Genomic DNA, 21,128 nt, shown 5'->3' with positions numbered 1-21,128 from the left:
ACGAATCTAAATGTTTTTACGTATCTTCGCAGATTTGCAGAAAATCCGAGGACGCAATCGTTCGATATCGCCGTGCTGGTCCTGTAGGCGATGGTGCTTGTTAAGCTCGCACTACGTAATCGTTTGTATCAAGTCGAGCGGTTTGCGTGGCGATCCGGAGTTCAAATCGACGAACATGGATTCTGTCGAATCTCGGGGTTGGCTCGCTAAGGTGCTTGTCGAGGTTTCCGGACGCGACTACAATCGTCGCGCTGATGCCAGCCAAACTCAACGCTGGCTGAATGTCCAAAATCCACTCACGGTTGTTTTCAGTCGTGAGGATCGGTAATAGAACGTGTGTTTAATCTCAATTCGCCAGTTGAAAGTCGTTCCGGCTGGCTCAAGCAACGTGAGGAGTTGATCCGTGGCATCTGTGAAAGTTGGAATTAACGGTTTTGGGCGAATCGGTCGTGTGACTTTTCGTGCTTTGGCCGCTCGGCCTGAGGAATTCGAAGTCGTCGCCATTAACGACCTTTCCGATCCACAAGCCTTGGCAAACCTGTTGCGGTACGACAGCGTGCAAGGCAAGTTTCCTGGCGATGTCTCTGCGGATGGCGATACTCTGATCGTCAATGGCAAACCGATCAAAGTGCTCTCCGAGCGTAACCCCGCCGATCTGCCTTGGAGCAGCATGGGCGTGGACGTCGCATTGGAATCTACCGGCTTCTTCACCAAGAAAGCCGCCGATGGCAAACCGGGCTACGACAGCCACTTGACCGCTGGTGCCAAGAAAGTCGTGTTGTCGGCTCCTGCGAAAGATAAGCCGGACATGACTGTCGTGACTGGTGTCAACGACGATCAACTCACCTCCGAGCACAAGTCGATCTCCAATGCCAGTTGCACGACGAACTGTCTTGCTCCTATGGTGAAGGTGCTGCAAGACGACTTGGGTGGGATTGAACATGGCTTGATGACCACCTGTCATGCCTACACCAACGATCAAAAGATCGCGGACCAAATTCACTCCGATCCACGTCGTGCTCGTGCCGCCGCCATCAACATCATTCCCACATCGACCGGAGCTGCCAAAGCTGTCGGTCAGGTGATTCCGGAAGTGGATGGCTTGCTCACTGGGATCGCATTGCGAGTTCCGGTTCCAGCCGGCAGTATCACCGACTTGGTGGTCAACTTGAAAGAAGACAAGTCGGCCGAAGAAATCAACGCCGCCATGAAGGCTGCCGCTGAAGGCAAGCTGAAAGGCGTGATGCAGTACACGACCGATCCAATCGTCTCAACCGACATTATCGGCAACTCCCACAGCTGCATCTTCGACGCTTCTTGGACCACCAAAATTGGTCCGAAGATGGTGAAGATTCTCGGTTGGTACGACAACGAGTACGGCTATTCCATGCGAACTGCCGACATCATCAAGAAAGTTGCCGGATTGTAAAATCCGTTCGAAGTCACCGGGCCGAGATGCCGACAAACCTGTCTGCGTCTCGTGCCTCCGGCTGACAACGGGATCGCAAATCGTTGTGGTCTCGGCTGAGAAGGCGAAGCAGAAAACCGTCCGTTGCCTTTTCGAATAAGAAAGATTCGCTCTGGAATGAGGTGAGTCGGCTGACTGTGTATACGCTCATGTGTTGAGTGGAGCACCTTGGTCGCACTGGACGGCGAACAGTTTGCGAGGCACAATGGGCGTCTGAGACGTGAGTGTTTGCCCGCTCGAGTTTAAGCCAACTGTGTTGTTAGAACGAATCCAATGAGTCGACAGGAAGTCCAATCCCAACTCAGTCAGGCGACGCCCGTTATCGCACCTTCGATGTTGAAGTGTGATTTCAGCCGCTTGCGTGATGAAATCGAAGCACTCATTTCCGCCGGTGCTGGCCTGATCCATTGGGATGTGATGGACGGTAACTTTGTGCCGAATTTGTCCTACGGCGCGATGGTCATTGAGAGTGTGCGTGAAGCCACGACCATCCCCTGCGAAGCTCATTTGATGATTTCGGATCCGGCGAAGTATGTGGATGAGTATCTACAAGCTGGGTGCGATGTCGTGACGTTTCACGTTGAAGCCGTCGAAGACCCCCTGCCCTTGCTGGAGAAAATCCGAAATGCGGACGCGTTGGCAGGTCTGGCGTTCAATCCGTCGACTCCTGTTGAAGCCATCAAACCGTATCTGGATTCCTGTGATCTTGTACTGGTCATGAGTGTTGAACCGGGGTTTGGTGGCCAGAAGTTTATGCCGTCGGCCTTGGATAAGTTGACAGAACTCCGCAAAATTCTGCCCGGCGGCGTGCGATTGTCGGTTGATGGCGGAATCGGTTCGGGAACCACGGGTCAAACAGCCAACGCTGGGGCCGACACCTTTGTGGTCGGCAGTGCCATCTTCAATACCAATGATTATTCGGGAGCGATTAAAATGTTGAAATCGGAAGCCGAATCGAGTTAGATCTGTTTTAGTTTTCAACGTCGTGAGTTCGTCCTGGCTCAAACGAGTGAGGTTTAGGACTCTTCGCAGTCATCTCGGACAACAAGAATCGCCAGCCGATCAATTCGAACATCATCGCCGGTCGTCATTTCTCGGTCAGCGTTCCCGAGTTGACGGCTCCGCAACAATTTTCAGACTGACCCAAGTGGACAGGGAGCAGTGCAAGTCGGCCTGCCACATGTCAGTTTTCTCTCTTGTGAATTAAGCCATGCCACAGGTCGTCATCATTCGGCCCGGATGCACGGATTTCGCCGAGCAGAACCGGATTCAGGGGGCGCTTGATATCCCATTGAATCCGCGCGGACTCCAACAAGTCGAGGAGGTCGTTTCCCAACTGGCGGAATGCCCACTCGAAGTCCTTTACGCAGATCCCAGTGAAGCGTCTCGGCGGACAGCCGAAGCCATCGCCGATGAGTTGGGGATTTCGGTCAAATTGTCTGAGGACCTGAGAAACCTCGACCAAGGGCTTTGGCAAGGTCTGCAAATTGATGACGTTCGCCACAAGTATCCCAAAGCCTACAAACAATGGCAGGATTCCCCGGAAACCATTTGCCCACCGGAGGGGGAAACCGTCCCCGAGGCATTGGAACGGGTTCGCCGGGTGTTGCGGAAGCCGCTCAAGAAACGTAAGGTGATGGGAATTGTTGTCGCCGAACCGTTGGCGACGATTATCGCCTCGATCGTTCGAAAAGAGCGTTTGGAAATGCCCGAACCGAATTGCCAATGCCATGCGGCTCCTCGTTTGGAGTTCGTGGAGTCCAGTGGCACCATTGCGGAATCATTGCCGGAATATTTGACGCCTGTGGGGGTCTCCGGGGACAGCGCTCCCGTGACTGAAGAGGCACGCCCGCATGGAAAGGATTCGCCGTGAGTGGGGGACCACAAACCGAACCAACTGCCACAACTTCAATTGAGAATTCGGCACCAAGCAGTCCATCGAATGTTGAAGGGAACCGGCCCGTGAAGCGTCCAAAACGGGGCGTGCCCGAGGGGTTGTGGATTCGTTGCGATGGTTGCCGTGCGACGGTATTCCGGAAGCAAGTCGAACAGAATTTGGGAGTCTGCCCCGAGTGCGACCATCACTTCTACGTGCCGGCTCAAACTCGAATCGCGCAGCTCTTGGATGAAGATAGTTTCGAAGAATGGTTTTCGGAGCTGTCTCCCAGTGACCCTCTGGGCTTCAAAGACAAGAAGCCCTATGCCGAGCGTCTGATCGCTGAACAGAAGAAAACCGGGTTGAAAGACGCTTGCGTTGTCGGACGCGGTTACATGCGTGGTCGCCCGCTGGTGTTCGGATTGACAGACTCCGCATTCATCATGGGGAGTATGGGGTCGGTTGTCGGCGAGAAGCTCACGCGGGCCATCGAAAGTGCAACGAAGCGAAAGTTGCCGGTCGTCATTGTCAGCGGTTCCGGTGGCGGTGCCCGAATGCATGAAGGCATTCTCTCGTTGATGCAAATGGGGAAAGTGTCCGCCGCGCTCGCACGGTTTCACGAAGCGGGCGGATTGTTTATCTCCGTTCTGACGAACCCCACAATGGGCGGGGTGGCAGCGAGTTTCGCGTCGTTGGGCGACATTATCATTGCTGAACCGAAAGCCCTCGTGGGATTCGCCGGCCCACGCGTTGTCGAGGCTACGGTGAAACAGCCACTCCCGAAAGACTTCCAAACCAGCGAATTCCTATTGGAACATGGTTTCGTGGATCGGATTGTCGCACGGAGAGATCTCCGCAGCGAGATCGCCCGGATCTTCGACTATTGCGGCCAATAATTGACCTCGACCGATATTGAATTCTGACGGGATTCTGTCTTGTGATCGATTTTTTCAAGAAGCTCCTGGGCGGCGGGAAGAAAATCACCAAGACAGACATCGACTCCCGCTTCAACAAAGTGGGACGTGTCGGCCAAGGAACGATGTCGAAGGTCTGGAAGGCGATCGACTACACCACCGGTCGGACGGTCGCGTTGAAGGTTCTCGACAAGGAAAAAACCGAGAAGCTGGAGGCTCGGTTCAAAGGTCTCGATCGCCCATCCGAGGGTGAAATTGCGATGCAGCTTAAGCATCCCAATGTTGTTCGTACCCTCGAACACGGTTGGACTCGCGACGCGGAACAATTTCTGGTCATGGAGTACATCGAGGGGAGCGGGCTCAGTTTCCATGTGCTCAATCAGAGCAAGTTGCTCCAGAAAAAACGCCTGGAATTCGCAATTCAACTTGGTCAGGCGATCGAATACTTCCATCGGGAAAACTGGATTCACCGAGACATCTGCCCGCGAAACGTCATGGTGGACGAGAACAATGTGGTCAAGCTGATCGACTTTGGGCTCGTCGTGCCGAATACCCCCGACTTTCGCAAGCCGGGCAACCGCACGGGGACCGCTCAGTATATGGCACCGGAACTCGTGAAACGGCAGCCCACGGATCAGCGGATCGATGTCTATTCGTTTGGGATTACGACCTACGAAATGTTTACCAAGAACTTCCCTTGGAAACTGAAGTCGAGTTCGTTCGAGGCGGTGGTCCAGGCGATCAACAGCCCGCCAACACCCATTCAAGAGCATTGCCCCAAAATCGACGCTGAGTTAGCCGAGGTTCTGATGAAAGCCATCGCCGCACGACCGGACGATCGGTGGTCGTCGATGACGCGGTTATTGGAAGCTTTGCGAACGGTTCACGCACGCACCGCCACCGGTCTGACGACCTCCAAACAACGCTCGTAGTTCTTCCCCCTCTCCCATCGCGACCTCTCTTCCTGTCTGTTTCCATGCAGCATCTTGCCGAATTGAATCCGCCGCAACGTGAGGCGGTTTTGACGAATTCCGGACCGTTGTTGGTGTTGGCCGGAGCGGGGACAGGAAAGACTCGCGTCATCACTTACCGGATGGCCGAACTGATCCGAAACGGGACGCCAGCGGAACGCATTCTCTCGGTGACGTTCACGAACAAAGCCGCTCGCGAGATGCTGGGGCGAGCAATGAGTTTGCTTGGGGGGCGGCGAAAAACGAAGCCGACCATCTCCACGTTTCACTCGCTGTGCGTGAAGATCCTGCGTCAAGAAATCACTGCGTTGGGGTACCCCGCTGATTTCACGATTTACGATCGTGGGGATCAAGAAGCCGCCGCCCGGACGGCGCTTCGGGATATTCGCGTGACCGATCAGACGATGCGACCGGCGGATCTGCTGAATCGGATCAGTCAGTGGAAGATGGTGGGCGTGTCCCCCGAGCGTGCGAAAGACTACACGGATCACGACCTCGATTTCCTGGCCGCCACTGCCTATCGGCGATATCAACAGAAACTGAAATCGTGTGGAGCAGTCGATTTCGATGATTTGCTGCTGCTGACTTTGCAACTCTTTGACGAGTATCCCGAGACGTTGCAACGTCAACAAGATCGTTTCGATCACGTGCAAATCGACGAATATCAGGACACGAACGGCACGCAGTTTCAAATCATTGAAAAACTCGTGGAACCCCATCGCAACATTTGCGTTGTCGGTGACGATGACCAATCAATCTACGGTTGGCGTGGCGCGGAGGTGGAGCACATTTTGAATTTCGCCGGTCATTTCCCGGGCGCAAAGGTGGTTCGGCTGGAAGACAATTACCGCTGCACCGATCGGATTTTGGACCTGGCGAACCGGCTGGTCCGGCACAACTCTGCTCGGCACGACAAAGTTCTGCGGGCCCACAAGCGTTCGGCGAGCGAGGTGCGTTGCTTCGCGTTTGAGGATGAAGCCAAGGAAGCCGAGTTCGTGGTTGCCGAGATCGAAAGTCTGGTGAATCGCGAGAAAGTTGATCCCAGCGACATCGCGGTTCTTTTCCGAACAAACGAGCAACCTCGTGTGCTTGAACAGGAGTTTCGCCGCAAGCGGGTGCGGTATGTGCTGCTTGGCGGGCAATCGTTCTTCGATCGTCGAGAAATCAAGGACATGCTGGCGTATTTGAAGCTGCTGGCGAATCCGGCGGATGAGGTTTCGTTGTTGCGGATCATCAATGTGCCCGCTCGCGGTGTGGGAACGACGTCGGTCGAGAAACTTCTCGAGCGAGCCGTCAAGAGTGGGCGGACATTGTGGGAAACACTACCGGAGGCGGTTGAAGCGGGCGAAGTCTCCAAGAAAGCCGCTCAATCGGCGGTTGCGTTTTACGATTTACTCAACCGTTATCGATCGCGGTTTCAGGAGTCTCCGAAGGCGATGGCTACCCATGCCGAAGCTCTGATTCAGGAGATCGGTTATGACAACGAAATTGCCAAGCAGTATCCGAAGGAGGAGATGCGGGTGGCCAAACGGGCGATGCTCGATCAACTGGTCACTGCACTTCGTGAACACGCTGAACGCACTGAAAAGCCGACGTTGACGAACTTTCTTGAAGAGTCCGCCCTGATCGGCGGCGACGACGGTTTTGGAAAGAGCGATCCTATGAAGAGTGACGGCGTGCGTTTGATGACGCTGCACTCCGCCAAAGGTCTGGAGTTCTCGCGGGTCTATTTGGTCGGTATGGAGGAAGGCATTCTCCCGCACCGCCGTTCGCTGGAAGTCGGAGAAAAAAGCATTGCTGAGGAACGCCGGCTGGCATATGTCGGCATCACACGGGCCAAGGATCACCTGACGCTCACGCGAGCTGTTGCACGAACGAAGTGGGGCCGCAAACGGGATTCGCACCCGTCACGGTTTCTTTGGGAAATGCAGAACGCCCACACGGTTGCAGAGTCTTAACACACGACCGGTCCGACACCGTGGGACTCCGACTGCCCTACTGGAGATATAAGAACTCGTTGGTGCTGAGCATCATTTGGCACCAATCGACCAGTGCAAGACGTTGGGCTTTCTGCGGGTTCGCTTCGTTGTGGAGTTCCGCCTGCATTGTGAGGAATTGTTGAGAGATTTCCGCTTCTTCCATTGTTGGCTCGCGACTGAAAAGTAGCTGGTAGACCTTTTCGATGGCGGCCGTTGTTTCCAAACCGTCCGTTCGGTTGGCAAGTCCTTCGGCGTATTGTCGGCATTGTGGACTGTTTAAAAACGCAAGGGCTTGTGGCGCGACCGTCGTTGTGCTGCGGCGACCGATGCCGACAAGATGTTCGGGCCAGTCGAACAACATCATGGTCGGAATGAGTTGGCTGCGTTTGATGAAGAAGTAGATGCTGCGGCGTTTCATGTTCTGGTTCAGAGTGCCAGGACCGAACGGCGTTTCATCGAGTAATCCACTGACGGCGAGCATGCCGTCACGGATTGCTTCGGCTTCGAGTCGGCGTGGCGACCAGCGACCGAATAGCGACGTTCGCAACGCAAGTTCCTTCGCGGTGGCTTCATCAGGAGCCGTCTGTTGCCGATAGGTCTGGCTCATGACGATCAGTTTGTGCAAACGCTTGAGTTTCCAACCGTGATGAACAAGATCGACCGCGAGCCAATCCAGCAATTCGGGATGTGATGGTCGTCCGCCTTGGAAACCAAAGTCGCTCGGTGTGCTCACGATGCCCCGACCGAAGTGGTGATGCCAGAGGCGATTAACGATCACGCGGGCCGCCAAATGTCCGGCACCGTTGGTTGTGTCGGTCAGCCAATTCGCTATGCCTGTTCGCCGAAAACTCTGCTGGGAGTCTTCCGGCGGCGTGACAGTCCAATAGTCATCGCCTTTTCCGTTGCGTTTCAGAACGTCCAAGTATCCGGCGTCCGCGACTCCGTCTTTTTGGTTGGCATCACCACGTTTGAGGTAGTGGACTTCCGGGTAAAAGTGTGGGAAACCACGACCGTCCGCATGGTGTTTCATATGCGGATAGCCCTCCGAAGTGACTTGCACCTTGACCTTGGGCACGGCGGTTTTCTTCGCGGTGTTGGCTTTCTCGTCCTTGGATGGTTTCACCACCGGACCTGCGGGAAGTCCGGTTTGGGGGTCTCGGGGAAGTTCGATTTCGCTGCGGATGGTCGTCGCGAATGTGGCCGCGAGTTGGTAGTAGTCGCGTGCTGAAATGGGATCGAATTTGTGGTCGTGACAGCGAGCACAGCCCACGGTCAATCCAAGGAATGCCGTGCCGATGGTGCCGATTATGTCGTCGAGTTCATCGTATCGAGCCGATTCGAATTCCTGTTCGGTGAGTTGGGTTGGGAACGCACCGGCACCGAGAAATCCAGTGGCCATCATCGCCAACGGATTCTCGGGAGCGAACTCGTCACCCGCGATCTGCCAACGAACAAATTGGTCGTAAGGCATGTCATCGTTTAGGGCCTGGACGAGAAAATCACGGTAGTGATAAGCGTGTGGGCGGTTGTAGTCTTGCTCGTAGCCATGACTCTCGGCGAAACGGGCCACATCCATCCAATGCCGTGCCCACCGCTCACCGTAACGCGGCGAATCTAGCAGTCTTTCGACGAGCTTTTCGTAGGCATTGGGATCGGGGTCCGCGACGAATTCCGCCACTTGCTGCGGAGTCGGTGGCAAGCCAAGCAAGTCGAACGAAAGACGTCGAATTAAGACGGCTTTGTCTGCTGGCGGGAGCAAGTCCAATTCGTTTTCAGCGAGTCGCTTGCGGACAAATGCGTCAATCGCGTTTCGGTCCGTCTCCTGCTTTCCCTTTGATGCCGGTGGTGAGACAACTTGCAGCGGACGGAAGGACCAGAACTCGCGGTCGGCGTCGGTGACGGTCGATGTTTTCGCTGTGGTCGTCTTGCCATCGACCAAAGGCTTATCGAACGGCGCGCCGAGATCGAGCCATTTTTCGATGTGATCGATTTCCGTTTCGGAGAGCCTTGGAGCCTTGAACGGCATATGTGGTTCGGCAGTGTGCTTGATCAATTCGAGCAAATAACTGTCGTCTGCATTTTTTCCGACATAACCGCTTTCGAGCAAGTTCTCACGGGTGGCCAGATCGAAGTCCGCTTTCGTAGATTTCCCACCGTGGCACTCCAAGCATTTCTCGACCAGAATTTCGCGAACATGGTCCTTGAACAAGACCAAGCCGGCTTTCATCTTCTGCGAGTGCGTTTCGTCGATGGTCGGTTTTTGTTCATCGGCACTGAGAGGCAATGGCAGCGTGAGGGCAAACATGAGAAGCAAGCACGATGCGAGGCGAAATTCAGCAATGCTCATCTTGTCACCTTGGAAGACCGAAGGTTCGGTTCGTTCTCATTTTCGAATGAATAGGGATTGATTTATTCTAACTGTCGCGGTGGGGCAATGCGAGTTGAACGGCAAGGCTTGCGAATTGTGCTGTCTGTTCTCTCTTGCCAATGATGACTATGATGTGTGCAGCAGTGATGAAGTTGACGGCCACCGGTCAAACCGCGTCATCACTAAAGAGAAACGGAACTTCGGGCAACTTTTGACCTGAAGTCAATGGACCCCACGAAAGAACTTTATGGCAACTTCGAATAAGCCAACCAAAACAAAGCGACCCGTTGGCAAGGATAAACGGGTCCGAGGTGTTCGAACGCAGGAACAACGGACGGGGGTGCCGTCACAAGTTCGACGGGTCTGGACGGGACGCTCTTATCCTCTGGGGGCGACTTGGGATGGCAAGGGGGTCAACTTCGCGTTGTATGCCGAGAACGCCACCAAGGTCGAACTCTGTCTTTTCGACACTCCGGATGCGGAACAGGAATCCATCCGGATTCCGATGCCCGAACAGACCGACTTGGTTTGGCATTGTTATCTTCCGGACGTCATTCCCGGACAGATCTACGGATACCGGGTTCATGGTCCGTACGAACCGTCGCAGGGGCATCGATTCAATCCGAACAAAGTGTTGCTCGATCCCTATGCCAAGGCCATTGCGCGACGCGCTAACTGGGACGATTCGCTGTTCGGTTATGAAATCGGGAACTCTGAAGAGGACTTGTCCTTTGATTCGCGTAACGGTGCTGCGTATGCGCCGTTGGCGATGGTTGTCGATCCGGCGTTCACGTGGGGAGATGATCGCCGCCCGAATCATCCGTGGAATCGGACGGTCATCTACGAGATGCACGTTCGTGGTTTCACGAAGCGGCATCCCGAGATTCAAGAAGCATGGCAAGGAACCTACATGGGACTGGGTTCAGAGCCGTCCATCAATCATTTGAAGAATTTGGGCGTCAATGCGGTGGAACTTCTGCCGGTGCAGTATTTCCCGAATGACCGCCACCTGATCGACAAAGGTTTGACGAATTATTGGGGCTACAACACACTCGGGTATTTTGCTCCGCAGTCTTGGTTTGCTTCGGAGTCGGAAGGGTTGGACACGGTCCGCGAATTCAAGACGATGGTCCGAAACCTCCACGCCGCCGATATCGAAGTCATCCTCGATGTTGTCTACAACCACACCGCTGAAGGCAATCAGATGGGGCCGACGTTGTCGTTCCGCGGAATTGACAATGCGGCTTACTATCGGCTGTCGCCCGAAGATCCCCGTTACTACATGGACTACACCGGTTGCGGCAACACCTTTGACATGACGAACCCCCGAGTGCTGCAACTCATCATGGATAGTCTGCGGTACTGGATCACGGAAATGCACGTCGACGGTTTCCGCTTCGACCTAGCCAGCACACTTGCCCGGGAACTGCACGAGGTCAATAAACTGGGCGCGTTCTTCGACATCATCCATCAAGACCCAATCATCAGCCAATGCAAGTTGATCGCTGAACCATGGGACTTGGGCGAAGGCGGGTATCAGGTTGGCAACTTCCCGATTGGTTGGTCGGAATGGAACGGCAAGTACCGAGACACGGTCCGAAGTTTCTGGAAGGGCGACGGTGGCGTTGTCAGCGAGTTTGCCACGCGATTCTGTGGGTCCAGTGATCTCTATGAATGGTCGAGTCGTCGACCCCACGCGAGCATCAATTTTATTACTTGCCACGACGGGTTCAATCTGAACGACTTGGTGTCTTACAACGAGAAGCACAACGAGGCCAACGGAGAGGACGGCAATGACGGGGCGGACGACAACATCAGTTGGAACTGTGGTGTCGAAGGGCCGACGGATGATCCACAAATCATCGAGTTTCGCGAACGCAAAAAACGCAGCATGCTCGCGACGTTGATGTTCTCGCAAGGCGTACCGATGTTGCTGGCGGGCGATGAGATCGGTCACACGAAGCACGGGAACAACAACACGTATTGTCAGGACAATGAACTGACATGGCTGAACTGGGACCTCGACGAACGACAGCAAAAACTCCTGAATTTCACACGTGAGGTGATCCGCATTTGGCAGAGTCAGCCGGTCTTGAGACGCCGCCGTTTCTTCCACGGCGAAGCGATCGAAGGTTCCAACGCGCCGGACATCGCTTGGCTCTACCCCGATGGCGAGGAAATGGACGCCGAGGGTTGGAATACGGGATTCGCCCGCAGTGTCGGCGTGATTCTCTTTGGTGATTCGATCGACGTGGACGAGCACGGCGAGCAAATATCCGGCGATACCCTGCTCCTGTGCTTCAACGGCGACCAAGCAAACCCAATCGACTTCACGCTTCCGATGACGGATGAAAGTTACCCATGGGAATTGGTGCTCGACACGGCCGATCAGGAGGCGGAAGTGGAAGTGTTCCCGGCGGAATCCCAATACACCGTCCAACCGGCGGCGTTGGTGATGTTGCGACTCAAATCACCTGAAGATGAGAAGACAGTTCATTAACGGACGATCGAAAGATTCGCGTGGAATCGGTGCTGCGTGTGTCTGACGAAAGTCCTACCGACGGAGCACCGTTCGCGATTTCATCATAGTTGGTTCTTCTCGGAATGCTGCTTGATCCCCGCAACCTTACTACCGATGCGGTTGTAAAATCGCCGATCGGATTGCTGAAGTGGGCGATCGAGATACACTTCGAGGAACTCGTTGACATCCCAATCGGTCAAGTCACGAGCGGAATACAGCAGTTGCGAAAGATCCTTCACGATCCAATGTTGACTCAAGCGGGGGACCCGACGTGCTCGGCCGAGATCGATCACCAATAGTTTCGACCAAACATCGGCTTCCGGCACCATGAGATGCCCCAAGTAGAAATCCTGATGGTGCAAGCCGGCGGCGTGCATTCGTCGCGCTAGCTTGGCAATGTTGGTCGACATCCGCTGCACCGTGTCCGCGGTCGTTTCGGGAGCCGCGAGGTAGTCGGACAACTTGCAACAGTTCTCGATGGCTTCGGTGATGAGAAAGGAACGCCGTCCGTCTTCGCCAATTGCAACGGGCGTCATCGTGGGGATGTTTTCCGCATGGAAGTGCTGAATCGCATTCCACTCGTTTCGTGCACCGAGAATCGGCCGGCGAAGTCGCAAATACGGCTTGAGGTATTCCCGCCACGGTGACGGTTCGTGACGCTTGATGTAAAACGCACGTTCGCTGCCGTCGGGAGCGGTCAGAGTGAAGCGGCTCGTCACACGTTCCGCGAGCACATTCTTCGCCACCGTACCAATCGAGGAATCCATCAGTGAGGCGAAGGTCAGTCGATCATCTTGCCGGAACAGTTCCACAAAGTCATTCGCGATGCGGAGTCGACCATGATCGAAGTCCGTCGTTTGCAATGACGTGGTGACCGTCGGGTCAAGCAGCCCGCTTTTCATCAAGGACTTCCTCAAAAAGTTGCAGTGTCTGGCGAATGTTGTTTTCGATGGGCATTTGCTGGGCCGTCTGGACGCACCGGGCGGACATCGCTTCAAGTTCCCTTCCCGTGAGGTCGAAGTGCAGGTTGATGCCGTCGATCATCTCGTCGACGGAATGAACTGTCGGCACCAGCCAACCGGTTTCGCCGGGGGTGACGATGTCGGCTCCGCCGGATGTTGTGGAAGTCATCACCGGCAGTCCACAAGCCATCGCTTCCAAGTTGACATTCGGAAATGGCTCATACGCCGTCGGAAGAATGAACAGGTCCCCTGCTCCGTAGCAGCGTTGGATGTCGCTGCGTCTGCCAGCGAAGTGAATGCGGCGTGCAATTCCGAGTTGTTCGGCGATCCGCTGAAACTTTCGCACCGGTCCTGTGCCCAGGACGAGCAATTCCGTCTCCCGGTGTTTGGAATATGCGATGGCCCGTAGGATTGAACGCAGCCCTTTGCCTTCGAAGTCCATCGAAGCAAACACCAGCAGTTGTGCGTCGGCCGAGATCCCCAACTCATCTCGCACCACATTGCGTTCCGATTTCACACCCGGATGAAACAACTCGGTGTCGACGCCGTTATAAATCGTTCGCAGTTTGTGCTCGGGGACGTTGTAGTACTTCTGAACCAACTCGCGATCCAAATGAGACTGCGTGACCACGCGACGAACGGAGTCGGAATTGTAGATCACCCGTTCCAACTCAATGAGAGTACGGTGCCGAGGATTTATCCGCTGCAAGGCCCGAGAAATGCCGTTGCGATACCGCACGCCAAGCCAATGCGATTGCAACCGCTCCGTGACGCGAACCGCATCCAATCCGTAAGCGCGACCAATGCCGTAAACGATGTCGAAGTTCCGTTGGTCAGCAATGTGACCCGCTCGCACGGCGAACGAGTGGTTGTGAGCCGCCGAGGTGAGCCGATTGGTCTTCACAGGAATGAATTCGACTTCGTCAGTCAGGTCTTCGTCGATGTGCTCGCCAATGACGCTCACTTGATGACCGAGCTTCTGAAACTGTCGTGACAAGGTCACCGTGTAGCGTTCAGAGCCTCCGCAACGAAGTGAGAATCGTTTCTTGACGAAGGCGATGTGCATCACGGTTTCCAAGTTCGGGAGCGCAAAGAATTCGAGCAGCTTAGGCGACTCGACGACGTTTTGGTTGCTGGGCCAAGAGTTGATTGGATGCCCGAAAAACCGCGTCCGGCGTGAGTTCGTTCATGCACCGATGATGTTTCAACGGGCACACCCGTTTTTGGCACGGACCGCAATCCACGTCTAGTTGCAGATGAATTGCTTGCGGTGCGTAGGTTTCGCTCCATGCGATGTGTGTTGGCCCGAACAGCGTGACGGTGGGGACGTTGAATGGTTGGGCAAAATGCCGGGGTCCGGAATCCGTCGTGACCAACAATTCCGCCGACTCCACACAGGCTTTCGTCAAACCGATGCTGGGGGGGAACTCCGCGAGACTAGTCACGAATTTGTGTTGCGTTTCGTTGACGATTTGCCGAGCAATTTCTTGTTCGGCCGGTCCACACAGCACTAACACCGATTTTCCCAACTCGTTGGCAAATCGATTCGCCAAGCCTGCGAAGTGTTCGGCGGGCCAATGTTTCGCCGCCCCGAACGCACCTCCCGGATTCAGGCAAACCAACGGACGTTCCAGAAACGCTGCCGGTTGTGTGGCCCAGAAGTTCGATAGCTGTTCCCGATCCTCCGGTAGCACAGCCAGTTCGGTTTGCTTCGAGAGCGGGCGACATCCGAGTTGTTCTGTCAGTCGAAGATATTCATCGAGCACCGGGTTCGGATCGGATTTTGGTTTCGGTCGCACAGGGTGCGTGAGTAGCAAGGTTCGACCGTCTCGCGCGAAACCGACCCGCGTTGGCGCTCGCGATACACACGCCATCAACGCCGACCGCATGGAGTTCGGCAGCAGCACGAGGGTGTCGAATTGTTCGCGAAACAGGGTCCGCGCCATTCGCCAACCTTGAAGGTTTCGATCTTTCCCACGCGGATTGTAGAACATCACACGGTCCAGGCTGTCTAGACCAGCAAGGACATCGGCCACGTACGGTCGGCAAATCCCGACGATCTCAGCGGAGAGAAATTGATTCCGCAACGCCCTGAGCGCCGGCGTCGCCATGACTGCATCGCCGATCCAATTGGGGAGAAAAACTCCGATTTTCATGGGTTGCTCTCGCGCGGTTGACGTTCGTATGACTGCAGCAAGTTTCGACGATGGGTCGCATTCCGAGACTGGTCTTTGCCCCGATTAACCGGCTTTGCGTTCCGGGAGCGTTGGGTCGGTCTTCGTGTCGCGAGCCGATGGATGCGGCAACACGTCGGGCGTATCGAGACCGCGAATGCGTTGCAGAATTCGCGTCGTGGACATGCCCGGTGTCTCGCCCATCGGTTTGACCGTTCCGCCGTAGGCTTCAACCATCTCCCAACCGACGATTTCTTCCTTGGCGTACGTTCCGCCTTTGACAAGCATGTCTGGTTGGAGTGCGTCGATCACGGCATGCGGCGTTGCTTCGCCAAAAACGACCACATAATCCACCGCTTCCAAAGCCGCCAACATGGTGGATCGGTGTTGTTGATCGAAAATCGGGCGGTCGTCGCCTTTCCCCAAGCCACGGATGCTTTCGTCGCTATTGATGGCAACGACAAGACAATCGCCCTCACGAGCAGCTTGTTCGAGATAACCGACGTGCCCAACGTGCAAGAGATCGAAACATCCGTTGGTCATCACGATGCGTTGCCCAAGTTTGCGGCGAGCACTGATGTGTCGTTTGACATGGGACAGTTCGGCAACTTTGTCTTCGACCGACCGGGCACCGTGCAGCAAATCGGCAATGATTTCCTCACGACTCAACGTGACGACACCGATTTGTTCGACTTCCAATCCCCCGGCGACGTTGGCAAGTTTGCACAGATCGCCGGTGGAAATTCCCGCCGCCAAACCGAGGCCGATCATCGAAATGACCATGTCACCGGCACCAGTGATGTCGCAGACTTCCCGTTTGCGGGTCGGGTGCATTTCGCGACGACCATCCGCTTGGACCAACGCGATTCCATCACTGTCGAGCGTGACGTAAATGTGATCGAGATTCAGTTCGCGGCAGAGTTGTTCTCCGGCGGCGAAGGCTTCATCGACTGTCGAGATTGAGCGTCCCGTCATTCGCCCGGTTTCAACACGGTTCGGCGTAATCGCGGTTGCACCGGCGAAATGGGAGCCCACTCCACTTCCTGGCGGATCGGCCAAAACCGGAATGCCCGCTTTTCGTGCTTGTTCGATGAGTGGGCCGACGACTTCTGCGGTACATACGCCTTTGGCATAGTCCGAGATCAGAATGGCATCGAATTCGGAGAGTCGCGAGGAGATCGATCGGCGAATTTCGTCGGCAACCTCTGCCGAGACTGCTTCCCGAGTTTCCCGGTCGACCCGCAGCATCTGATGCGGATGTCGATGCGGTGCGTGTCCTAGGTAACGTTGTTTCACGGTCGTGGGGCGGGACGGATCATCCACCACGCCAACACAGTCGGCACCAATTTTTTCCAATTGCCGTCGGAGCACTTGGGCATCGGCATCGGCACCGACGACGCCTGCCACCGTGACTTCGGCATTTAAACCGCACAGCATCTGAGCGACGTTTGCCGCTCCGCCGAGTCGGACTTCTTGTCGTTCTTCCCGCAGCGTGACAACAGGGGCCTCTTGGCTGATTCGCTCGGCATCTCCCCAGATGTACCGATCAAGAATCAGATCCCCCAAGACGAGCAAACGCGGTTCTCCAAGTCCCTCGACCGCATCAATGAGATGATAAGACATTGGTTTGTCTGGCCTTCATGCTGACAACGTGCAATTGAGAATCCGAATGAACACCCATGATTCGGCTGCGGTTTCGGAAGCGGCGGCATGTTGACAACCGACCGCAAATGCGTCAATCCCGATTCAAACCACAGGCTGCTCTCAGATCGCCGAAATTGTGCCATCAGATTGAGCATCGACGCTTGCATGTTGGGCAACGGTCCCTGCGCTCGCGACCTTTGTTCGCTATTTTCAAGTGGCTGCCCAAAAAAAAGTCGCTCGAATCACAGGGAAAACCGCAATTTCTTCATCGAAAATTCTAGATGCTCAGAACTCGGGCAGGACAGGCATACAAATTGCGTTCTGCCAATTTTATTGAAAGTCCTCAGCTTTTGATGACGCGGGGCAGGTTTTCCCTCCACTCACCCGCGACCGTTGCTTGGAGACACTTCGGAATTAACTCACCGTGATGATGTGGAGCTGTGATCGTGGGGCCGGTGCTGCCTTCGATTTCTCTTTGCATCCTATTTGAACATTTTTGTAGTCCAACGTGATGCACCATCTGCGAAAGGGAACCATCCATGAAACGCTTACTTGCGCTCGGAGCACTTCTGAGCGGTATTGTTTTCCTCAATCCGGTCTTTAGTCCGGTCCCGGCATTTGCCCAGGATGAGGAACCAGCTGCAACCAGCCCAGAAGCGGGCAGTGAGGAAGCCGGTGAAGAGGCGGAAGCCAGTGACGAAGAAGCTGCCGAAGCCGCCCCCGAGATGACGTACGAGGAAATCCCGCAAGAGACGCAGGTTTGGTACGCAATCACGAACATCATGTTGTTCATCTGTGCCGTCCTGGTGCTGTTTATGCAGGCCGGCTTTTCGATGGTGGAATCGGGGTTCAACGCCTCGAAGAACACCGTCAACATCCTGTTCAAGAACGCGATGGACCTGTGTATTGGTGCGTTGCTGTTCTGGCTCGTTGGTTTCAACCTGATGTACCCCGGAGACGGCGGAAACGGATGGTTCAAGTGGGGCGGTTTGTTCCCGGCTGAAACCTTGGCCGCTGCCGATGTCACCGGCGGAACGATGTTCCCACAAGCGGACTTCCTGTTCCAAGTTGCCTTTGCCGCGACCGCAGCAACGATTGTTTCCGGTGCCGTCGCCGGACGGATGAAGTTCACGGGCTACTTGGTCTACAGTGCCGTGTTGACCGCCATCATCTACCCGATCAGCGGTTACTGGAAATGGGGCGGTGGCTGGTTGAACGAACGTGGTTTCCACGACTTCGCTGGTTCGCTCGTCGTGCACGCTTGTGGTGGATTCGCAGGTCTCGCCGGTGCCATCTTGCTTGGGCCGCGTATCGGTAAGTTCAACGAAACGACTGGCAAAGCTCAAGCAATGCCCGGTCACAACCTGACCGTCGCATCACTGGGTGTGTTCATCCTCTGGGTGGGTTGGTTCGGCTTTAACCCTGGTAGTCAGTTGGACTTCTCCAGTGCTGCAAACATCAACGCAACCTTGCTGATCGCTGTCAACACCCTGATGGCCGCTGCCGCTGGTGGTTTCCTCGCGATGGTCACGTCCTGGTGCATGTTCGGTAAGCCAGATTTGTCGATGGCATTGAACGGTATCCTCGCCGGTCTCGTTGGGATCACCGCGAACTGTGATTGTGTGACGAACTTGGAATCGGTCATCATTGGTGCTGTGGCTGGTGTGTTGGTTGTTTTGGGGATTATCTTCTTGGACATGGTCAAGATCGACGATCCTGTCGGTGCATGGCCTGTGCACGGTCTCTGTGGTATCTGGGGCGGGATTGCCACGGGTATCTTCGGTGCCGACAAAGACATGATGGCTCAGATCATCGGCTCGATCGCCATTCCAATTTGGGCATTCGCAACGATGTTCGTTCTCTTCCTGGTCCTGAAGGTCGTCGGTTTGCTCCGCGTCTCACCAGAAGAAGAAATGAAGGGCTTGGACCTTTGCGAGCACGGCATGCACGCTTACGAGCAGCCTACCTAATTGTGTGAAGAAGCTCTGAAGGGAGAACTCGCTGCACGGACGCGGATTAAAGAGTTCGAGTTTTACGGGGTGGCTTGAAAAGATTTCAAGCTGCTCCGTTTTTTTGCGCGCTTTCGTCCGCCGTTACTACTTGAGGGAACTCTCTTTAAGGCTTGGAACGCCGGTAGTTGCTGTGACCGATACAATGGGTACGGCTGGGAATTCGTGTCGTCGTCGGACCATCTCTTCCAACCGTGCGCGCTGCGTCGATCGAACGGGAAGCAAACCGATTTCCATGCGGATGCTATCGAATATCGCCCGATATCCTCCTAAGTGACCCGGAGACCGAGTCACAAGATTTTGTGCCCGTAGAGAATGTCCACCGTCGTGTGAACCAATCTCTACGACACACCACCAACGATGAGATAAGAACCGCTCTATAACCCGCCGCGGCGATTGCCGTAGCCCACGTTGTGATTCGGAGAAAACGCCGTTGAGTCATTCGCATTTGCCTGTGCAACACTTGCTGAAACAACTGGAGTCTTACAAGAATTCCCCCCGAGAGTCTGTTGATATTCGCCCGGATTGGTTGGTTGATCTCGTCGAGAATGCGGCGGAGTTGTTCGACCCCGAGGATGATGTGGCCCGCGTTGGGTTTCAATGCAGCCTGACGGAAACGAATTGGGCTGTAGATGTCTACTTGGGACTAGTGGAACACGTTGGCGGGCCGGAAGATGGCTCCCGACGTCCCGCAGCATTTCGGTTCGATGTGCAAGGAGTACAGGAACTGTTCAGCGGGATCGACAGCGTCGCTTGGAAGACGTTTCCCATGGACTCCGTAACTCAAGTTGCACCGTCGATGCAAAACTCGGTGATTGAAGTGCAAGGTTGGATTGGAGATGAATCCGTCCGCTTGACCGTCCACGGTTTGCCCATCGCCGACGCCGGTCCGGCAATGCGTTGCTATCCCGATGGCCGATTGGACGTTGTCTAGACCCGACTCCGACTTTGGAGGCCGTGCTCGACCGTTCAGAGCGGTGATATTGCGAATCAAACAATTGACGATGCCCACAAAAAAACGCCTGCCCGACAATGTCGGCAGGCGTTTTTTTGTGAAGTTGTTCATTCAATGTCACACACTGGTCGCGGCGATGGGATCAGCTGGGGCATCGTTTTCGTCTATGCCCGCTTTGCGACTCGCGCGATCCGGAATTTGGTCTTTGACGTCGTAAGCCAATCCGAAGAACTGCCATGTTCGGATAGCCATCCAAGTCATGTCGATTTCCCACCAACGGTGTCCGGCGGGGGCGACTGAAGGGTGAGCATGGTGATTGTTGTGCCAACCTTCGCCGTAACTCAGCAAAGCGACCCACCAAAGATTGCGAGATCGGTCACGGGTTTCGTAGTTGCGGTAGCCCCAGATGTGGGTTGCGGAGTTGACGAACCACGTGCTGTGGTACGCAACCACCATTCGCATGCACAGACCCCACAACAACATCGGCAGTCCACCGATCAGGTACAGAACCACGCCACTACCAACGAGCAAGAAGAACTCGGTCTTCTGGAAGAATCTGAGGATGGGGTCATTCACCAGTTCGGGAGTGTAGATGCGGTGCATTCGTTCCCAGTGACCCTTTGGCGGCTTCGCGAACAACCAAAGAATGTGTGACCACCAGTTTCCTTGGTTCGGAGAGTGAGGGTCACCCTTCTGGTCGGATTTCTGGTGATGCAAACGGTGAGTCGAAGCCCAGTCCAACGGAGACCCTTCCGCCGACAACGTGCCGCATAGCATGGCAAAGAACTTGCCCGGCGTTCGTAGCTTAAACGATCGGTGTGACAAATATCGGTGGTAGCCCAAGCAGATTCCGATGCTCGCGGTCAGCCAGTGCAGCACCAAGAAGGCGAAAAACGCTGGCCACGTGAAGTTGAACAACGCAGCGACCGCACCTACGTGCATCACCACGGTCCAACCAAGTGTGATCCAATCGAGGTTGTTCCATCGCAAGTTCGATGGATCATGAAAATCAATGATCAACTGTCGCTCTTCAGCGATCGTCAACGGTCGATCCGAAGACGTATCAGCGTCGGTCTGATCCAGCACCGACTCGCTCGGTAGTTCGAGTGTTGCGACACCGGAGGCATCGGTTTCCGGCGGCAACTCATTTTGAGTTTCCGGGACAATTGTATCTGACATGAGAATATGACCTTCGATTGAAGACTTCTGGGAGGATTCGCGGCAAAAAACACGCCGACATTGTGCTCGGCGAGTTCGACGTGAAGTTGTACCCGGCATTTTAGGCGG

At 55.1% G+C, this 21,128-nt stretch carries 16 protein-coding genes; 10 read left to right on the top strand and 6 right to left on the bottom strand.

What is annotated here, in order from left to right:
- Window positions 1–175: 175 nt before the first annotated feature.
- The 7 genes from G6R38_RS04435 to G6R38_RS04405 all read left to right on the top strand — a co-directional run bounded on the left by G6R38_RS04435 (window position 176) and on the right by G6R38_RS04405 (window position 7,187).
- On the top strand, window positions 176–328 hold the full coding sequence (locus G6R38_RS04435; RefSeq protein WP_166820445.1) for a hypothetical protein: 153 nt from the start codon (window positions 176–178) through the stop codon (window positions 326–328).
- Window positions 329–403: 75 nt separating this feature from the next.
- Window positions 404–1,429 carry a type I glyceraldehyde-3-phosphate dehydrogenase gene (gene gap / locus G6R38_RS04430; RefSeq protein WP_166820444.1) on the top strand — a complete coding sequence of 342 codons (1,026 nt, stop codon included), beginning with the start codon at window positions 404–406 and terminating at the stop codon, window positions 1,427–1,429.
- A 312-nt stretch (window positions 1,430–1,741) separates the two neighbouring features.
- On the top strand, window positions 1,742–2,431 hold the full coding sequence (gene rpe / locus G6R38_RS04425; protein ID WP_166820443.1) for a ribulose-phosphate 3-epimerase: 690 nt from the start codon (window positions 1,742–1,744) through the stop codon (window positions 2,429–2,431).
- Between the two features lie 247 nt (window positions 2,432–2,678).
- On the top strand, window positions 2,679–3,341 hold the full coding sequence (locus tag G6R38_RS04420) for a histidine phosphatase family protein (RefSeq protein WP_166820442.1): 663 nt from the start codon (window positions 2,679–2,681) through the stop codon (window positions 3,339–3,341).
- Window positions 3,342–3,379: 38 nt separating this feature from the next.
- Window positions 3,380–4,240: an acetyl-CoA carboxylase, carboxyltransferase subunit beta gene (gene accD, locus G6R38_RS04415; RefSeq protein WP_206028477.1), complete on the top strand. Its 861-nt coding sequence runs from the start codon at window positions 3,380–3,382 to the stop codon at window positions 4,238–4,240.
- Between the two features lie 41 nt (window positions 4,241–4,281).
- Window positions 4,282–5,190: a serine/threonine protein kinase gene (locus G6R38_RS04410; protein WP_240928063.1), complete on the top strand. Its 909-nt coding sequence runs from the start codon at window positions 4,282–4,284 to the stop codon at window positions 5,188–5,190.
- Between the two features lie 44 nt (window positions 5,191–5,234).
- A complete protein-coding gene (locus G6R38_RS04405) occupies window positions 5,235–7,187 on the top strand; it encodes an ATP-dependent helicase (protein WP_166820440.1) in 1,953 nt (650 codons plus the stop codon).
- 37 nt (window positions 7,188–7,224) lie between these two features.
- Here G6R38_RS04405 and G6R38_RS04400 read toward each other — a convergent pair whose 3' ends face one another.
- On the bottom strand, window positions 7,225–9,555 hold the full coding sequence (locus G6R38_RS04400; protein WP_206028452.1) for a PSD1 and planctomycete cytochrome C domain-containing protein: 2,331 nt from the start codon (window positions 9,553–9,555) through the stop codon (window positions 7,225–7,227).
- A gap of 268 nt (window positions 9,556–9,823) precedes the next feature.
- Between G6R38_RS04400 and glgX the strand changes: the two genes are divergently transcribed.
- Window positions 9,824–12,076, top strand: coding sequence for a glycogen debranching protein GlgX (gene glgX / locus G6R38_RS04395; protein WP_166820439.1), 2,253 nt, complete (start codon window positions 9,824–9,826; stop codon window positions 12,074–12,076).
- Window positions 12,077–12,159: 83 nt separating this feature from the next.
- Here the strand turns inward: glgX and G6R38_RS04390 are convergent, their stop codons facing one another.
- The 4 genes from G6R38_RS04390 to G6R38_RS04375 form a co-directional block, all read right to left on the bottom strand.
- Entirely contained in the window at window positions 12,160–12,999 is an 840-nt protein-coding gene (locus G6R38_RS04390; protein WP_166820438.1) for a lipopolysaccharide kinase InaA family protein, read from the bottom strand.
- Complete coding sequence (locus G6R38_RS04385; protein WP_166820437.1) at window positions 12,980–14,125, bottom strand: glycosyltransferase family 4 protein; 1,146 nt, start codon at window positions 14,123–14,125, stop codon at window positions 12,980–12,982. Before G6R38_RS04385 ends, G6R38_RS04390 begins: the two co-directional genes overlap by 20 nt.
- 40 nt (window positions 14,126–14,165) lie before the next feature.
- Entirely contained in the window at window positions 14,166–15,215 is a 1,050-nt protein-coding gene (gene waaF / locus G6R38_RS04380) for a lipopolysaccharide heptosyltransferase II (protein WP_166820436.1), read from the bottom strand.
- A gap of 84 nt (window positions 15,216–15,299) precedes the next feature.
- Window positions 15,300–16,856: a PfkB family carbohydrate kinase gene (locus G6R38_RS04375; RefSeq protein ID WP_166820435.1), complete on the bottom strand. Its 1,557-nt coding sequence runs from the start codon at window positions 16,854–16,856 to the stop codon at window positions 15,300–15,302.
- Between the two features lie 746 nt (window positions 16,857–17,602).
- On the opposite strand from G6R38_RS04375, the gene G6R38_RS04370 reads away from it, so the two are divergent.
- Both G6R38_RS04370 and G6R38_RS04365 read left to right on the top strand, forming a co-directional pair.
- Entirely contained in the window at window positions 17,603–18,847 is a 1,245-nt protein-coding gene (locus G6R38_RS04370; RefSeq protein WP_390881372.1) for an ammonium transporter, read from the top strand.
- A 472-nt stretch (window positions 18,848–19,319) separates the two neighbouring features.
- A complete protein-coding gene (locus G6R38_RS04365; protein WP_166820433.1) occupies window positions 19,320–19,820 on the top strand; it encodes a hypothetical protein in 501 nt (166 codons plus the stop codon).
- Between the two features lie 138 nt (window positions 19,821–19,958).
- Here the strand turns inward: G6R38_RS04365 and G6R38_RS04360 are convergent, their stop codons facing one another.
- Window positions 19,959–21,020 carry an acyl-CoA desaturase gene (locus tag G6R38_RS04360; protein ID WP_166820432.1) on the bottom strand — a complete coding sequence of 354 codons (1,062 nt, stop codon included), beginning with the start codon at window positions 21,018–21,020 and terminating at the stop codon, window positions 19,959–19,961.
- Between the last annotated feature and the right edge of the window lie 108 nt (window positions 21,021–21,128).

Source organism: Thalassoroseus pseudoceratinae (assembly GCF_011634775.1).
Classification (GTDB): Bacteria; Planctomycetota; Planctomycetia; order Planctomycetales; family Planctomycetaceae; genus Thalassoroseus; species Thalassoroseus pseudoceratinae.
This window is presented reverse-complemented; position numbering and strand designations above follow the sequence as displayed.

Coding starts and splice junctions, on each gene's coding strand:
- G6R38_RS04435 (WP_166820445.1), top strand. CDS start 176: ATGGATTCTGTCGAATCTCGGGGTTGGCTCGCTAAGGTGCTTGTCGAG.
- rpe (WP_166820443.1), top strand. CDS start 1,742: ATGAGTCGACAGGAAGTCCAATCCCAACTCAGTCAGGCGACGCCCGTT.
- G6R38_RS04420 (WP_166820442.1), top strand. CDS start 2,679: ATGCCACAGGTCGTCATCATTCGGCCCGGATGCACGGATTTCGCCGAG.
- G6R38_RS04405 (WP_166820440.1), top strand. CDS start 5,235: ATGCAGCATCTTGCCGAATTGAATCCGCCGCAACGTGAGGCGGTTTTG.
- G6R38_RS04400 (WP_206028452.1), bottom strand. CDS start 9,555: ATGAGCATTGCTGAATTTCGCCTCGCATCGTGCTTGCTTCTCATGTTT.
- glgX (WP_166820439.1), top strand. CDS start 9,824: ATGGCAACTTCGAATAAGCCAACCAAAACAAAGCGACCCGTTGGCAAG.
- G6R38_RS04390 (WP_166820438.1), bottom strand. CDS start 12,999: ATGAAAAGCGGGCTGCTTGACCCGACGGTCACCACGTCATTGCAAACG.
- G6R38_RS04385 (WP_166820437.1), bottom strand. CDS start 14,125: ATGCACATCGCCTTCGTCAAGAAACGATTCTCACTTCGTTGCGGAGGC.
- waaF (WP_166820436.1), bottom strand. CDS start 15,215: ATGAAAATCGGAGTTTTTCTCCCCAATTGGATCGGCGATGCAGTCATG.
- G6R38_RS04375 (WP_166820435.1), bottom strand. CDS start 16,856: ATGTCTTATCATCTCATTGATGCGGTCGAGGGACTTGGAGAACCGCGT.
- G6R38_RS04370 (WP_390881372.1), top strand. CDS start 17,603: ATGACGTACGAGGAAATCCCGCAAGAGACGCAGGTTTGGTACGCAATC.
- G6R38_RS04360 (WP_166820432.1), bottom strand. CDS start 21,020: ATGTCAGATACAATTGTCCCGGAAACTCAAAATGAGTTGCCGCCGGAA.